The organism is Herbaspirillum hiltneri N3 (genome assembly GCF_001267925.1).
Classification (GTDB): domain Bacteria; phylum Pseudomonadota; class Gammaproteobacteria; order Burkholderiales; family Burkholderiaceae_D; genus Herbaspirillum; species Herbaspirillum hiltneri.
This window is the reverse complement of sequence record NZ_CP011409.1, coordinates 4,026,687-4,042,587: the sequence shown is the minus strand read 5'-3', so window position 1 is coordinate 4,042,587 and position 15,901 is coordinate 4,026,687. Positions and strand designations below refer to the sequence as shown.

The following is a 15,901-nucleotide window of genomic DNA, read 5'->3' as shown; positions in this document are numbered from 1 at the left end:
TGAATCATAGCACCGGATTTCCGGAAAATGAAGGCGCGCGGAGCGATGACTTATGCGGCGGCGCGGCAGGCGATGCACCGTATTGTCGACATATTCCGAGAAGAAAATAGCGAATTGATGGGGATGCGCCCGGCAAAAGCGCTATGAAGCCTGTCGTTTTGCAGTGCGGGAAAAATCCGCCGAAATAAAAAAGGCCGGGAACGCGTCCCGGCCTTTCCGTCGTCGCTGAACCTGCTCTGCCGATATCAGCGGCGGCGGTTGCCGCTTTCCGACGCCAGCGTGATCTGCGCGGCGCCTTTGCGCGCCGGCGCCGGCGCGGCGCGGGTGTTCTTGGCCACCACGGCGGGCGCCTTGCGGATAGGCTTGGCCGGGGCATGGATGACCTGGCGTACGCGTATCGGCGCGGCGGCAGGCGTCTGGTAAGGCACTTGCAGCTGCAGGCTTTGGCCGTTGGCCAGCGTGTCGCGGTGCAGGCTGTTCCATTGCTTGATCTGGACCACGCTGACGCGGTAGCGGCTGGCGATCGAGGCCAGCGTATCGCGCTTCCCGGCCTTCACGTAGATACGCTTGAAGTCGGGCACGTCCGGCGCCACGGCGAGGCGGGCGCTGTCGGCCATTTCAGGCGTGATGTCGGCTTCCATCGAGGTTTCGGTCTTCGGCACCAGAATCATGGAGCCGGCTTTCAGGACCATCTTCGGCGGGATCTGGTTGACGCTGCGAATCACGTCCGGCGTGGTGCCGAAGCGGCTGGCGATGGTTTCGATGCGCTCACGCGCACTCGACACGGTATGGGCGGTCCACGAGCTCAGCGCCTGCGTGAACTTGGACATGTTGGTCTTGAACTTCTCGGCGTTGCTTTCCGGCAGCAGGATCTTGGTGTCGTCGCCGCCGATGATGACCGGGCGGTTGAACTGCGGGTTGAGCGCCTTGAACTCGTCGAGCGACAATTCGGCCAGTTGCGCAGCCACCTTCACGTCGATGTTGCGGGTCTTGCCGATGGTGACGAAGTAGGGCTGGTTGTCGACCTTGGGCAGGTCGATGCCGAAGTCGCCCGGCATGGCGATGATGTTCTTGACGGCTTGCAGCTTCGGCACGTAGTTGCGCGTCTCGTTGGGCATTTGCGCCGACAGCGTGTTGAAATCGATCGGCAGGCCGGCGGCCAGGTTGCGGTTGACGGCGCGCTGCACCGAGCCTTCACCCCAGTTGTACGCGGCCAGCGCCAGTTGCCAGTCGCCGAACATGCCATAGAGTTTCTGGAGGTAGGTCAGCGCTGCATCGGTCGAGGCCAGCACGTCGCGGCGCTCGTCGGTGAACAGGTTTTGCTTCAGGTTGTAGTCGCGCCCGGTCGAGGGAATGAACTGCCACATGCCGGCCGCTTTGGCGGTCGACAGCGCTTGCGGGTTGAAGGCGGATTCGATGAACGGCAGCAGCGCCAGTTCGGTCGGCATGCCGCGCTTTTCGAGTTCCTGCACGACGTGGAACAGATAGCGCGATGCACGCACGGTGGTACGCTGGATATAGTCAGGGCGCGAGCTATACCACTGGGTCTGGTTGTCGACCAGCGGGTTTTCCAGATTGGGAATGCCGAAGCCCTTGCGGATGCGCGCCCAGATATCGATGTCTTCCATGCCCGGCAGCGCGGACGAAGGATCGTTCGGATTGATGGCGTTGAAAGCTGCGGGGTAGATCGAGATGTCGTTGGCGTGGGCCAGGAGGGGGGTACCGAGAGAGAAAAGCGTTGCGATCGCCAGTTTCCGGAATGTTAGCTGCATGGGTACGTGATCCTGTGCCTGAGGCTGAAGAAGCGTTTAACTTCGCATTGTAAATTCACCGGTCGTCTCGGATGCACGCCACCTCCTTCCAGGAAGTATGTGTCCGAACGAAAGCAATGATGCGTCCGGCGGTTCTGTCATTAAAAAACAACAAAATCGCCCGTTTATCTAAAAACGGCTTGCAAGCCGGTGGATTTGGAGACTAGACGGAGTGTACGTAAGCCCCTTTTCACTCGTCAAGTAAAAATTCACTTATGTTACAAAGCTTAAGCCCTTGATTCGTTTGGTATTTGTCCGAAAAAGGACCTATTCACGGTCTATTTGTAGGTATTCTTCCATTCGCGCAGCGCGCCGAATGTTTCTGCCGGATCAACTTGTTTCCCTGAGGCAGGCAAACGGCCGGCTTCTTGCAAGCGGGCGATGACGGCGGTTTCCTTGTAGCGCAGGAAAGGGTTGGTGGCGATTTCGAGCGCGATGGTGGTGGGTACGGTCGGCTCGTTGCGGGCGCGTTTGGCCTGTTCCACATCGATGCGCGCGGCCAGCGCGGCGTTGCCCGGTTCGATTTCGCGCGCGAAGCGCAGGTTGGACAGGGTATATTCGTGGGCGCAGTAGACTTTGGTGGCGGCGGGCAGGGCGGTCAGTTTGTTGAGCGAGGCCACCATCTGCTGCGGCGTGCCTTCGAACAGGCGGCCGCAGCCGCCCGCAAACAGCGTGTCGCCGCAGAACAGCCAGCCCTGTCGTGCGGCGTAGTAAGCAATGTGACCTTTAGTGTGACCCGGTACGTCGATGACATTGAGGTCGAGGCCGAGGGCGGCCAGATGCACCAGGTCGTCTTCCCACAAGGGGTGGGTAATCGTCGGAATCGCTTCGCCGGCGGGGCCGTAGACCGGAACTTGTCCATGTTGCAACAAGGCCGGAACGCCGCCGACATGGTCAGCATGATGATGAGTCAGTAGAATAGCGGCCAGCGTCAGGCCGTGTGCCTCGAGCGCTGCCAGGACCGGAGCGGCATCGCCCGGATCGACGATCGCCGCATTGACGCCGTCATGAATCAACCACAGGTAATTATCGTCAAATGCAGGAACTGTCAGAACACTCAAGGATGTGGATGAATCAGAAGATGCGGACGATGCTGCTGGCTGGATGGCTGACATGGTTGGGCGGGCGCGCGTGATGGCGGAAGTCGATACGGATTCGGGAAAGGCCATTATAGCCCTCGACGACTGGCTGCATACGCCGATGGGCAACTACGTCCGCGCCTGGGAGCAGAAGCACCTGGACGCGCTCACAGCCGATATTTTCGGATTCAACGCGGTGCAGATCGGCATGCCGCAGATCAACGCGCTGCAAGCCAACCGCATGCCTTATCGCTGGCTCACCGACAATTGCCTGCCGACCGAAGCCTCGGCCGGCTTGCAGGAAGGACGCGAGATCCCGCTGGTGGTGGCGCATGATTTTTCCGAGCTGCCGTTCGCCACGCAAAGCCTCGACCTGGTGGTGCTGCCGCACGTGCTGGAGTTCAGCGCCGAACCGCATCAGGTGCTGCGCGAAGTCGAGCGCGTGCTGATCCCGGAAGGCCAGGTCATCATCTGCGGCTTCAATCCGACCAGCCTGTGGGGCGCACGCCAGGTAGCAGGCCGGCTGACCGGCGCCCACTTCCTGCCGCAGGACGGCGAATTCATCCGCCTGCCGCGCCTGAAGGACTGGCTCAAGCTGCTCAACATGGAAGTCAACCGCGGCCACTTCGGCTGTTATGCGCCGCCTTGCGCCACCGATAAATGGCTGGACCGTTTCCACTTCATGGAAAAAGCCGGCGACCGCTGGTGGCCGTATTTCGGCGCGGTCTACATCGTGCAGGCGATCAAGCGCGTCAAGGGCATGCGCCTGATCGGCCCGGCCTGGAGCAAGCAAAAGGTCAAGGTGCCCAAAGGCATGCCCGCGACCAATCGCATCCATAAGGAATAGAATGCCGCCTTCCCGCCAAAAAGCGGGAGGGCATCATCAACGATCTACATCAACGACCAAAGTAATCAGGCAATGACAGAAGCAAGCATGAACAAAGAAGTGCTGGACCGCGTGGAAATCTACGCCGACGGCGCCTGCAAGGGCAATCCCGGCACCGGCGGCTGGGGTGCGCTGCTGATAGCGGGCGGCCGCGAGAAGGAGCTGTGCGGCGGCGAACGCAACACCACCAACAACCGCATGGAACTCAAGGCCGTGATCGAAGCGCTCGGTGCCTTGACCCGTCGCTGCGACGTCACCGTCTACACCGACAGCCAGTACGTGCAAAAAGGCATCAGCGAATGGATCCACGGCTGGAAGGCGCGCGGCTGGAAAACCGCAGCGCGTGAACCGGTCAAGAACGTCGACCTGTGGCAGGCGCTTGACGCCGCGCAGGCGCAGCACAAGATCGAATGGCGCTGGGTCAAGGGCCACGCCGGCCATCCCGGCAACGAGCGCGCCGACCAGCTCGCCAACCGCGGCGTTGAAACCGTCCTCTGAGCGCAGGCTCAGCACCAGCTAACGGAATCCTCATGCGACAAATCGTCCTCGACACCGAAACCACCGGCCTGAACGCCCGCACCGGCGATCGCGTCATTGAAATCGGCTGCGTTGAATTGCTCAACCGCCAGCTGACCGGCAACAACCTGCACTTCTACATCAATCCCGAGCGCGACTCCGAAGAAGGCGCGCTGGCGGTGCACGGACTGACCACCGAGTTCCTCAGCGACAAGCCCAAGTTCGCCGAAATCGCCGACGAGTTCCGCGACTACGTGCGCGGCGCCGAAATCATCATCCACAACGCCTCCTTCGACGTCGGCTTCCTCGACGCCGAATTCAAGCTGCTCGGACTGCCGCCGTTCAAGGAACACGTCGACAACGTCATCGACTCGCTGCAAATGGCCAAGGAACAGCATCCCGGCCGCCGCAACTCGCTCGACGCGCTGTGCGACCGCTACGGCATCTCCAACGCCCACCGCACCCTGCACGGCGGCTTGCTCGACGCCGCGCTGCTGGCCGAGGTCTACCTGGCCATGACGCGCGGCCAGAACAGCCTGACCATGGACCTGGCTGCCGGCGGCGGCGATGAAGACGGCGCCGTCAAACTCGAACTGGCGCCACTGGCCGATGTCATCGTGGTTGCCGCCACCGAAGCGGAACTGGGCCTGCACGAAACCGTCCTCAACACGCTCGACAAGGAAGTGCGCGGTACTTGCGTATGGCGCAAAGAACCCGAGCCGGAAGCGCCGCCGGCGTAAATTGTTTGGAAAAAATAAGCAGAAACGACAAGCAGCTTGCCCGCAGCGGCAATTCTGTGTCATAATTCGGGCCGCTTCACACCAACCCTCGCGGTGGGTGGCGACAGCAAGGGAAGGTTAGCTCAGGGGTAGAGCACTGCATTCACACTGCAGGGGTCGCAAGTTCGAAACTTGCACTTTCCACCAGGATTCAAAAAAGCCAGCGTTCGCGCTGGCTTTTTTCATTTCAGCGGCGAATATTCAAGGCCGCGTGCAAATCGGCAACTTCACCGTCACCGTCAATCCTTTTCCATCCCGGTCCGTCCCCAAGATGATCGTCCCGTGCGAAGCCTGCACGATTTCCTTCACGATCGCCATGCCGAGGCCGGCCCCGTGCTGGTCCGGTGCTGCGTTCCGATAGAAGCGTTCGAACACGCGTTCGCGTACTTCGGCGGGAATGCCGGGGCCGTTGTCGGCGACGGTGATGATGACTTCCTTGTTGTCTTCCAGCGCCACGCCGACGGTGACCTTGCCGTGTTCCGGGGTGTAGCGCAGCGCATTGTCGATCAGGTTCATCAGCATGCCGGAGAACAGCGCCTGGCTGCCCATGACCCAGGCTTCGTCGACGGCTGTCTCCATGCCGAGGTCGATGTGCTTGCGCTGCGCCAGGCTGACCAGTTCTTCCAGCACCGTCGCCGCCAGTCCCACCAGCTCGATCGGCTGGCGCGGGAAGGCGGTGCTGTTGGACGCCTCCGCCTGCGACAGTTGCAACAGCTTGTTGGTCAGGTCGGTCATGTTGCGGCTGCTGTCCTGCAGCGCTTGCAAGACTTGCGGCAGGCGCTGCGGATCGTTGAGCTGGCGCGCAAACTGGATCTGCGAATCGATCAGCGTCAGCGGCGTGCGCAACTGGTGCGCGGCGTCGGCGATGAAGCGCTTCTGCACCGCGACTTGGGTGTTCAGGCGCTGGATGTACTGGTTGATGGCGACCACGATGGGGCGCAGTTCCACCTGCAGCTCGCCGGCGCGCAAGGGCGTGAGCGAATTGGGTTCGCGCGTGGCGAGTTCATCCTTCACGCGCAGGATCGGGCGCAGCTCCATCGTCAGGCCGACCACCACTAGCGCAATTGCCAGCAGCAGCATGACGATCTGGCGATGCAGCGCGGGGCGCCACAATTCATCGAGCAGCTGTGCGTGGCCGCGCATGGTCTGGCCCACCGACACCGCCACCATGCGCAGCGTGCCGTTGTCGTACAGCGCGCGCACGTAGCTGACCACGCGCAGCGGCTGGTTGTTGAAATACGTGGTGGCGTAGGCGGGTGCGATCAGCGAGAAGTCGATGTCGACCGGGAAGTCCGGACGCCCGGCCAGCAGCGTGTTGTCATCCATCAGCACCTGGTAATAGACCTCGTCGTGGTCGGGTGAGGCGAACATTTCCAGCGCGGCCGGCGGGATGTTGACGACCGGGGCGCCGTCTTCCCACGTCACCTGGCCGGCGATCATGCGCGCCGACGCCAGCAGCGCGCGGTCCTGCACCAGGTCGGCGCTGGCGACCGCGCTGTCATGCGTGAAGCTGGTGCTGACGCCGACGTAGACGGTCAACGGAATCAGCAGCCACAGCAGCAGCCGCAGACGCAGGCTAACTATCATCTTTTTGTTTCAGCAGGTAGCCCAGGCCGCGCAGCGTCATGATGGCCGCCTGCGAGGGTTCCAGTTTCTTGCGCAGGCGCGAGATGTAGATTTCGATGGCGTCGGCGCTCGGTTCTTCGGACAAATTGAAGATGCCGTTCACCAGTGCATTCTTGGATACCGTCTTGCCCTGCTTGAGCATGAGGATTTCAAGCACGTCGTGTTCGCGGGCGGGCAGCGCCAGTGTCTTGCCGGCGATGGCGAACTGGCGCGTGTTGCTGTCGTAGCTGAGGTCGCCGCAATGGATTTCGGCGGCCTTGTCGGGCGTCTGGCGGCGGATCAGCACCTTGATGCGGGCCACCAGCTCGCGTACTTCAAAGGGTTTGACCAGGTAGTCGTCGGCGCCGGCGCCGAGGCATTCGACCTTCTCGTCGATGGAGCCGCTGGCGGTCAGGATCATCACCGGCACCGCGTTATGACGCTCGCGCAGGCGGCGCAGCACGTTCTTGCCGTGCATCTTGGGCAGCATCAGATCGAGCAGCACGACGTCGTAGTTTTCCGTGTGCAGCACGTGATCGGCCATCTCGCCGTCGCTGGCGACGTCGACGCTGAACTTGTTTTCCCTCAGGATCTGCGTGAGCCAATGCGCCAGCGGCGGGTTGTCTTCGATCAGCAGCAGTTTCATGCAAAAGCCTATATTTTTTGTTGCGGTGCACAGAAGAAACACCGGATTTGGAAAGCTGGATGAAGGTTTCCGGTTCTTAGAATAGCGCCAACTATATTAATAAGAACTTGAGTGAACTGCTTGCACCCTGCCGGCAGTCTTCCATCTCATTCAGGAGGCATCATAATGCGTCAACGCTTCAATGTGTGTGCTTATGTCATCGGCACCTTGTTTTCCACTGCGCTGCTGAGCGTGGCTGTCCCATCGGCGGCCCAAGCCGCCGACAGCAAGATCACCATCATGGTCGGCGGCATCAACAAGCTGATCTACCTGCCGCCCAAGCTGGCGGAAAACCTCGGTTATTTCAAGGATGAAGGCCTCGACGTCGAGCTGCAGTCGCAGCAGGCCGGGGTGGACGCCGAGAATGAATTGCTGGCCGGCGCCGTCCAGGCGGTGGTCGGTTACTACGATCATTCCATCGACCTGCAAAGCAAGGGCAAGGAAGTCCAGTCCATCACCCAGCTGCTGGTGGTGCCGGGCGGCATGGAGATGGTGCGCAGCGACCTCGCAACGCAAGTGCGCAGCATGACCGACCTCAAGGGCCGCACGCTGGGCGTGACCGGTCTCGGCTCGTCATCCAGTTTCCTGGCGCAATACCTGGCCAGCCGCAGCGGCCTCAAGACCAGCGACTACTCGATGCTGCCGGTCGGCGCCGGCAATACGCTGATCGCCGCACTCAAGCAAAAACGCGTCGACGTGGTCTGGACCACCGAGCCGACCACTTCGATGCTGCTGGCCAGCGGCGAAGCCAAGGTGCTGGTCGACATGAACAGCGCCGCCGGCACGCGCGCCGCGCTGGGCGGCCTGTATCCAGCCTCGGCCGTGTACGTGCAGGGCGCCTGGCTGAAGACGCACAAGCCCGAAGCCGCCAAGCTGGCGCGCGCATTTGTCCGTACACTGCAATACATCCAGACCCATAGCGCGGAAGAAATCGCCGCCAAAATGCCGGCCGACTATTACGGCGGCAACAAGGCGCTGTACGTGCAGGCCTTGAAGGCCTCGCTGCCGATATATTCGCCGGACGGCAAGATGCCGGCCGAAGGTCCCGAAGTGGTGCTCAAGGTGATGGCGGCGTTCAATCCCAACATCAAGGGTAAGAAAATCGATTTGTCCAAGACCTACACCAACGAATTCGTGAACCAGGTGAAGTAAAGACTTGCTCCACCATAACAATTTGAATCATTCCTTCCAGGAGACTCCATGAACAAGAACATCCGTCGCACGCTGATTTCGCTGGCCGTAGCCGGCGCCACCATGATGGCCTTGCCGGGTACGGCGTCGGCCGCAGGCAAGATCACCATCATGGTCGGCGGCATCACCAAGATGGTTTACCTGCCGGCCAAGCTGGCCGAACAACTGGGCTATTTCAAGGAAGAAGGCCTGGACGTCGAGCTGCAATCGCAGCCGGCCGGCGTCGATGCCGAGAATGAATTGCTGGCCGGCGCGGTGCAGGCGGTGGTCGGCTTCTACGACCACTCCATCGACCTGCAAAGCAAGGGCAAGGAAATCACCGCCATCGTGATCTTCGGCCAGGTCCCGGGCGAGGTGGAACTGGTCTCGACCAAGGCCTCCGCCTCGATCAAGAACATGGGCGACGTCAAGGGCAAGACACTGGGCGTGACCGGCCTCGGCTCGTCGACCAACTTCCTGACGCAATACCTGGCGTCGCGCTACAACATCACTTCCAAGGAATACTCGGTGCTGCCGGTCGGCGCCGACAATACCTTCATTGCCGCCATGAAGCAGGGCCGTATCGACGCCGGCATGACCACCGAGCCGACCGTGTCGCAGATGCTCAAGACCGGCGAAGCCAAGGTGCTGGTCGACATGCGTTCGGTGGAGGGCACCGTGAAGGCGCTGGGCGGCCTGTATCCGGCATCCAGCCTGTACGTGCAGCGCAATTGGCTGAACGGCCACAAGGACGACGCCACCAAGCTGGCGCGCGCTTTCGTGAAGACGCTCAGGTTCATCAAGACCCACAGCGCCACCGAGATCGCCGACAAGATGCCGAAGGACTACTACGGCAACAACAAGCCGCTGTACATCCAGGCGTTGGAAAACTCGCTGCCGATGTATTCGCCTGACGGCAAGATGCCGGTCGGTGGTCCCGAAACCGTGCTGTCGGTGCTGGCCGGTTTCAACCCCAACGTCAAGGGCAAGCACATCGACCTGTCCAAGACCTACACCAATGAATTCGTGAACCAGGTCAAGTAATCCGGGTTCTGCGGCACGCCCGTTTCCATTTCTATTTGCCGGGCAGGCCTGTTTCAACCAAGCGCGAGCAGCAGACACCTGACGCGGGCGTTCTCCGGAATGTCCGCGGAGGGACGTTTCGCGGCCAGCAATCCAAAAAACAGACGAGAGAGTCTTCATGAATCAAACCGCCACCGCTTCCGTAAAACCAGTCAACAAGCTGGATACGCCGGCCATTGAGCTGGACAACGTGTCGTGCCGCTTCATCACCGCCGACGGCAACGTCACCGTCGCCTTGCGCGATTTTTCCATGAGCGTCGCGCGTGGCGAGTTCGTTGCCGTAGTCGGCCCTACCGGCTGCGGCAAGTCGACCACGCTGAGCCTGATCACCGGTCTGCTCAAGCCGACCATCGGCCAGGTGCGCGTGATGGGCGAGCCGGTCAACGGCATCGATCCGCGCATCGGCTTCGTGTTCCAGAACGACGCCGTGTTCCCGTGGCGCAGCGTGCGCGACAACGTCGCCGCCGGTCCGCTGTTCCGCGGCAAGCCGAAAGAGCAGGCTTACGAACTGGCCAACGAATGGATCCGTCGCGTCGGTCTCGACAAGTTCGGAGACCACTATCCGCATCAATTGTCGGGCGGCATGCGCAAGCGCGTGGCGCTGGCCCAGACCTTCATCAACAGCCCTGAAATCCTGCTGATGGACGAGCCGTTCAGCGCGCTCGACATGCAGACCCGCACGCTGATGCAGGACGAACTGCTGCAGCTGTGGTCGGCGCATTCCGGTTCGGTGGTGTTCGTCACCCACGACCTGGAAGAAGCTATCGCGCTGGCCGACAAGGTCTATGTGCTGACAGCGCGACCGGCCACTCTGAAGAGCACCTACCAGATCGACCTGCCGCGGCCGCGCGTGATGGATGAGGTGCGCTACGAGCAGCGCTTCATCGACATCTCGCGCAAGATCTGGTCCGATCTGCGTGAAGAAGTGCAGATCAAGTAGGCGTTCTCCACAGAGATATTTTCTGCTCCTTACACCACCAACGACAATACACGACAAGACAGGTGAGCAACATGACACAAGTAAATACAAGCCGCGCCATGAGCCCGGAAGCGATCGCCGAAGTCGAACGCGAAGCGCAACGCAAGATCAAGCAACGCTACTGGCTGGTGATTTCACTGCGCCTGGCGATCCTGGTCATCATCCTCGGCGGCTGGGAATTGTCCGCCACGATGCAATGGATCGATCCTTTCTTCTTCTCGCAGCCGTCGCTGATCGTGATCCAGATTTATGACTGGATCATGGAAGGTACCTCGCAAGGCCCGTTGTGGGTGCAGGTCATGGTGACGCTGGAAGAGACCGTGCTGGGCTTCCTGATCGGTTCGGTCGCAGGCATCATTGCCGGCATCGCGCTGGGCCGCAACAAGCTGATGTCGGACGTGTTCAGCCTGTACATCCAGATCGCCAACTCGATTCCACGTGTGGTGCTGGGCTCCATCTTCGTCATCGCGCTGGGCCTGGGCATGGCGTCCAAGGTGGCGCTGGCGGTGGTGATGGTGTTCTTCGTGGTGTTCGGCAACGCCTTCCAGGGCGTGCGTGAAGCCGACCGCTACATGATCGCCAACGCGCAGATCCTCGGCGCCTCGCGTCGCCAGGTGACGACGGCGGTGGTGATTCCGTCGGCATTGAGCTGGATCCTGGCGAGCTTGCACGTGAGCTTCGGTTTCGCGCTGGTCGGCGCCGTCGTGGGCGAGTTCCTCGGCTCCAAGCAAGGCATCGGCCTGCTGATCTCGACGGCGCAAGGTGCGTTCAACGCCAGCGGCGTGTTTGCGGCAATGATCGTGCTGGCGGTGGTGGCGCTGTTGGCGGACTACCTGCTGACGTCGCTGGAGAAGCGTTTGCTGAAGTGGCGTCCGGCGGCTTTCTGATCTTGTTGCCGGATCGCGAGGGACGATAGAATCTTGTTTTATGTCCCTTAATTCTTCCCGTTCTCAAAAAGCCCTGTTGTGGATCGTCGCATCGGGCTTTTTCATGCAGACGCTGGACACCACCATCGTCAACACCGCCTTGCCTTCCATGGCCGCCAGTCTTGGCGAGCCGGTGCTGGCGATGCACCCGGTGGTGGTGTCTTATACGTTGACGATGGCGTCGCTGACGCCGGCCTCCGGCTGGCTGGCGGACCGTTTCGGCACCCGCCGCGTCTACTTCCTTGCCATTCTTCTCTTCGTGCTCGGTTCGCTGCTGTGCGCCAATGCACACTCGCTGCCGCAGCTGCTGCTGGCGCGGGTGGTGCAAGGCGTGGGCGGTTCCATGCTGCTGCCGATAGGACGCCTGGCCGTGCTGCGCAGCGTGCCGGGGGCGCAGTACATTTCGGCGCTGGCTTTCATTTCGATTGCCGGGCAGCTCGGTCCCGTGGTCGGTCCGGTGACGGGCGGCTGGTTGTCGCAGACCATCGGCTGGCACTGGATTTTTCTCATCAACGTGCCGGTCGGCGTGATCGGCATGTTCGCCGTGCATCGCTTCCTGCCGGGCGAAGAGATCACGTCGCCGCCGCGTTTCGACATGTTCGGCTGCGCGTTGCTGTCGACCTGCATGGTGACCTTCTCGCTGGCGCTGGATGTGCCGATGGACGAGCATCGCACATGGTGGAGTGCCGGCTTGTTCGGGATTTCAGTGCTGACGGTGTGGCGGTATGTCATCCACGCGCGGCGCGACGAGCAGCCGCTATTCCGGCTCGGGCTGTTCAATGAACCCAATTTCAGCGTCGGCCTGATCGGCAACCTGGTTTGCCGCATCGGCTCGTCGGCGGTGCCGTTCCTGTTGCCGTTGCTGTTGCAGGTCAAGCTTGGTTTTTCGCCTTTGCATGCAGGCCTGGTCCTGTTGCCCGCGGCGGTGGCCGGCACCATCGCCAAGCCGTGGATCGCACCGCTGGTGCGCCGCTACGGCTACGAAAATTTCCTGCTGGTGAACACGATCATGGTCGGCGCCGCCATCGTTTCGTTTGCGTTGATTACGCCGGCCTGGCCGATCTGGATCGGCATCGTGCAACTGGCGGTCTTTGGCGTGTGCAACTCGATGCAGTTCGCGGCGATGAACAGTGTCACGCTCAAGGGACTCGACAGCAAGGACGCCGGCAGCGGCAACAGCCTGTTCTCGATGGTGCAGATGCTGGCGCTGGGCCTGGGCGTGACCATCGCCGGTTCCATGCTGAACGGGCTCGATGGCGTGGCGTGGGCGAGGGAGTGGAGCTTTACGCTGACCTTCGTCTGCGTCGGCATCGTGACCTTGTTGTCGGCGCTGGTGTTTCGCCGGATGGATGCGCGTTACTTCAATTGACTTTCACCTGCTGTCACTTGCCTATGTATCGCTCCACTGCCGCAGCAGGTTGTGATAACAGCCGACCAGCGTGCGTCGCGCCGTCTCGTCGGCGCCGGTCCGATTGAGCGTCTGGATGGCATTGTCCATGTCGAACAGCATGCTGCGCCGGCCGTCGTCGCGCACCAGGCTTTGCACCCAGAAGAAGGACGCGGTGCGCACGCCGCGCGTCACCGGCGTCACCTGGTGCAGGCTGGTGGCGGGGTAGACCAGCATGTCGCCGGCTTCCAGCCTGGCCGAATGCATGCCGTAGGTATCATGGATCTGCAGTTCGCCGCCGTCGTAAGTCGCCGGATCGGACAGGAACAGCGTTGCGGAAATATCGGTGCGCAATTTGCGGCCGGTATGCGGATCGATCCGCACGCTGCCGTCCACATGCGCGCCGAAGGTCATGCCCTCGCCGTAGCGGTTGAACATCGGCGGATAGACGGTATTGGGCAAGGCCGCGCTGATGAAGAGCGGGTTGCGTTCCAATGCCGACAGGATGATGCGCTGGCACTGTGCGGCGACCTCCGAACGCTCGTCGATCTGCTGGTTGAACTTGACCGGCGCGCCTTGATAGCCGGCCGTCGCACGGCCATCCACCCATGCCGGACCGGCCTGTTCCAGGAGCTGGCGTACGGCATGGAGTTGTTGCGCGTCGAGCAGCTTGGGAATGGCGATCAGCATGGGTGGATTTCTTTCACTTGCTTCAGACTACATACGATAGTTGACCGAGATCATGCCGGTGCGGCCGGTGCCGGGCACCGAGCGTCCGCCGTCGGACTGGATCAGCGCATCGTAATACATTTTGTTCGTCAGGTTGAAGAGGTTGAAACGAACGTCGTATTGTTTCTGCGTGTAGGCAACCGTAGCGTCCCAGCGGGTGTAGCCGCCAACCTGCACTGTATTGGTTGCGTTGGCGTAGCGTTGCGACATGTAGGTGGCGCCTCCGCCCACTTGCCAATGCGGCATGACGTCGTAGGTGGTCCAGGTGGTCAGCGTATGCTTGGGCGTGTTGGTCGGGATCTTGCCGACTGCCGTGTCGCTTGCCGCGCCGCTGAGGACTTGCGCATCGAGGTAGGTATAGCCGGCTGCGACTTGCCATTGCTTGTTGATGCGGCCGGTGGCGCCGGCACGTGCGCCCTTGACGCGCACGTTGCCGCTCAGCTCGTACACGCCGGTGGACACCAGCGAGCGGGCGTTCTGCTTGGTGATCTGGAACGCCGCGGCATTCAGGGAGAGGTTTTCCGCCACGTCCCATTTGCCGCCCAGTTCATAGGAGCGGTTCTTCTCCGGATCGAGGTTGTTCTGGCCGGCAGTCCCGGTCAACTGTTCCAGCGAGGGGTTGAACGAGGTGCCATAAGACAGGTAGTAGGACTGCGCTTCTGACGGCTGCCAGATGCCGCCGGCGCGTACGCTCAGGAAATTGACGGTCTGGTTGGCGCTGGCCAGATTGGTATTGTTCGCGACTTTGGGCGTGTTGCCCGAGTTGATGGAATTGGTGATGCTGGCGATGTAGCGGTCATAGCGCAAGCCGCCGACCAGCTTGAATTGCTTGCTCAGTTCAAGCGTGTCGCCGAAGTAAGTGGCGATGGTGTTGGCGCTGCCGCCTTGACGGTTGCCGGCCTGGCTGACGACGCCGGCGCCGGCTGCGCTGTAGGCCGCGCTGACCACGGGAATACAGTCGGCATAACCCGAGGTCGGGGTGGCGGCGCCGGTCAATGCCACGCCGTTGCAGCTGCCGTTGCGATAGTAAGCCTGGTTGTCATAGCCGTCATGACCGACTTCGAGTCCAACCACCAGGTCGTGCTTGAAGCCGAGCGCGGTGATTTTTCCGGTGAGTTCGGTCTGGTTGAAGATCGAGTAATCGTGGATGTCGCGATCATGGCTTTGCGCACGGACATACAGGCTCGACAGCGGCAAGCTGCTGGCTGCTCCGGTCAGCGCAGTGAACCCTGCGCCGGAGACGGTGCCGATGGTGTTCGGCGCCGTTTCCACTGCATTGGTGTGGACGTAGTTGAACTGGGTCTGATTGCGGATGGTGAAGTCGGGCGTGAGCTTGTGCTTGATGCCGGCGTTCAGCGAAACCACGTCCTGGTCGGTGCGGTCGCTGTTGAGGCCATATGCGGTATCACGGTCGACGCCGACCGGATGGCCGTTCAGCGGCGGCAGGCCGTAATCGGGCTGGTCGTGGTTATGCTGGATCAGCGCCGAGAGGGTGATTTCCGTCGAGGTGCCGAGGCCGGTGACATACGAAGCCGCCAGTCCGAAATCCTGAACATTGATCTGGTTGCGGGTCGAAGCAGCGCCGTCCTGCGCCATGGCGGAGATACGGAACGCCGATGTGTCCGACAACGGCTGGTTATGGTCGACGGTGGTGCGCACAAGACCGTTGGTGGTTACCGATGCGGAGACTTCGGTGGATTCCTTCAGGTTGGCCTTCTTGGTGACCTGGTTGATGATGCCGCCGGTTGAACCGCGGCCGAACAGCATCGACGACGGGCCCATCAGCACTTCGATTTCGTCCATCGCGAAGGTGTCGCGATAATACTGGGCGCGGTCGCGGAAGCCGTCCAGGTAGATATCGGTACGCGCCGAGAAGCCGTTCAGGTTGATGTTGTTGCCGATCTGGCCACCTTCCGCGCCGCCCAGCGTGATGCCGGCGACATTGCGCAACGCGTCCGACAGCGACGTCGCGCCTTGCGATTGCAGCAATGCCTTGTTGACCACCACCACCGATTGCGGCACGTCGTGCAGGTCGGCCGGGAGTTTGGTCAGCGCGGTCGTCGCGGTGTTGAAATCATCGCGCTTGCCTTCGACGACGACTTCCTTGAGCGAGGAAGACGGCGCTGCAGCATTGGCAGGGGCAGGGGCAGCGGCAGGGGAGGAAGTTTGTTGCGCATGCACGGCAACTGGCGCGGCAAACACGGCGACAAGTGCTGCGGCGATCGGCGTAAGACGGTTCATTTTGGCGTTTTCTGTCTGGTTGGGT

General features: G+C 61.5%; 14 protein-coding genes and 1 tRNA gene. 9 read left to right on the top strand and 6 right to left on the bottom strand.

What is annotated here, in order from left to right:
- Positions 1-245: 245 nt before the first annotated feature.
- On the bottom strand, positions 246-1,772 hold the full coding sequence (locus F506_RS18350) for a transglycosylase SLT domain-containing protein (protein ID WP_053199815.1): 1,527 nt from the start codon (positions 1,770-1,772) through the stop codon (positions 246-248).
- Positions 1,773-2,089: 317 nt separating this feature from the next.
- Complete coding sequence (gloB, locus tag F506_RS18345; protein ID WP_053199813.1) at positions 2,090-2,872, bottom strand: hydroxyacylglutathione hydrolase; 783 nt, start codon at positions 2,870-2,872, stop codon at positions 2,090-2,092.
- Between the two features lie 73 nt (positions 2,873-2,945).
- Here gloB and F506_RS18340 point away from each other — a divergent pair, with 73 nt between their 5' ends.
- From F506_RS18340 to F506_RS18325, 4 genes are all read left to right on the top strand, one after another.
- On the top strand, positions 2,946-3,737 hold the full coding sequence (locus tag F506_RS18340) for a class I SAM-dependent methyltransferase (RefSeq protein WP_053201773.1): 792 nt from the start codon (positions 2,946-2,948) through the stop codon (positions 3,735-3,737).
- Between the two features lie 87 nt (positions 3,738-3,824).
- Positions 3,825-4,274: a ribonuclease HI gene (gene rnhA, locus F506_RS18335; RefSeq protein ID WP_407638189.1), complete on the top strand. Its 450-nt coding sequence runs from the start codon at positions 3,825-3,827 to the stop codon at positions 4,272-4,274.
- Between the two features lie 32 nt (positions 4,275-4,306).
- Positions 4,307-5,032: a DNA polymerase III subunit epsilon gene (gene dnaQ / locus F506_RS18330; RefSeq protein ID WP_053199811.1), complete on the top strand. Its 726-nt coding sequence runs from the start codon at positions 4,307-4,309 to the stop codon at positions 5,030-5,032.
- Positions 5,033-5,143: 111 nt separating this feature from the next.
- Positions 5,144-5,218: transfer RNA gene (locus tag F506_RS18325), tRNA-Val, on the top strand.
- A gap of 54 nt (positions 5,219-5,272) precedes the next feature.
- Here the strand turns inward: F506_RS18325 and F506_RS18320 are convergent.
- Both F506_RS18320 and F506_RS18315 read right to left on the bottom strand, forming a co-directional pair.
- A complete protein-coding gene (locus F506_RS18320; RefSeq protein ID WP_053199809.1) occupies positions 5,273-6,658 on the bottom strand; it encodes a sensor histidine kinase in 1,386 nt (461 codons plus the stop codon).
- Complete coding sequence (locus F506_RS18315; RefSeq protein ID WP_053199807.1) at positions 6,648-7,322, bottom strand: response regulator; 675 nt, start codon at positions 7,320-7,322, stop codon at positions 6,648-6,650. Before F506_RS18315 ends, F506_RS18320 begins: the two co-directional genes overlap by 11 nt.
- Before the next feature lie 165 nt (positions 7,323-7,487).
- On the opposite strand from F506_RS18315, the gene F506_RS18310 reads away from it, so the two are divergent.
- The 5 genes from F506_RS18310 to mdtD all read left to right on the top strand — a co-directional run bounded on the left by F506_RS18310 (position 7,488) and on the right by mdtD (position 12,888).
- Positions 7,488-8,513, top strand: a complete 1,026-nt coding sequence (locus F506_RS18310; RefSeq protein WP_053199805.1) for an ABC transporter substrate-binding protein — start codon at positions 7,488-7,490, stop codon at positions 8,511-8,513.
- A 48-nt stretch (positions 8,514-8,561) separates the two neighbouring features.
- Positions 8,562-9,575, top strand: a complete 1,014-nt coding sequence (locus tag F506_RS18305; protein WP_053199803.1) for an ABC transporter substrate-binding protein — start codon at positions 8,562-8,564, stop codon at positions 9,573-9,575.
- 157 nt (positions 9,576-9,732) lie between these two features.
- A complete protein-coding gene (locus tag F506_RS18300) occupies positions 9,733-10,554 on the top strand; it encodes an ABC transporter ATP-binding protein (RefSeq protein WP_053199801.1) in 822 nt (273 codons plus the stop codon).
- A 71-nt stretch (positions 10,555-10,625) separates the two neighbouring features.
- The gene (locus F506_RS18295) at positions 10,626-11,480 is read left to right on the top strand and encodes an ABC transporter permease (RefSeq protein WP_029363220.1); all 855 of its coding nucleotides are present in this window, start codon (positions 10,626-10,628) and stop codon (positions 11,478-11,480) included.
- 40 nt (positions 11,481-11,520) lie between these two features.
- Positions 11,521-12,888, top strand: coding sequence for a multidrug transporter subunit MdtD (mdtD, locus tag F506_RS18290; protein ID WP_053199799.1), 1,368 nt, complete (start codon positions 11,521-11,523; stop codon positions 12,886-12,888).
- Between the two features lie 21 nt (positions 12,889-12,909).
- On the opposite strand, the gene F506_RS18285 is transcribed toward mdtD, so the two are convergent.
- The gene (locus tag F506_RS18285) at positions 12,910-13,596 is read right to left on the bottom strand and encodes a Fe2+-dependent dioxygenase (RefSeq protein ID WP_053199797.1); all 687 of its coding nucleotides are present in this window, start codon (positions 13,594-13,596) and stop codon (positions 12,910-12,912) included.
- Between the two features lie 27 nt (positions 13,597-13,623).
- A complete protein-coding gene (locus tag F506_RS18280; protein ID WP_053199795.1) occupies positions 13,624-15,876 on the bottom strand; it encodes a TonB-dependent receptor in 2,253 nt (750 codons plus the stop codon).
- Positions 15,877-15,901: the final 25 nt, after the last annotated feature.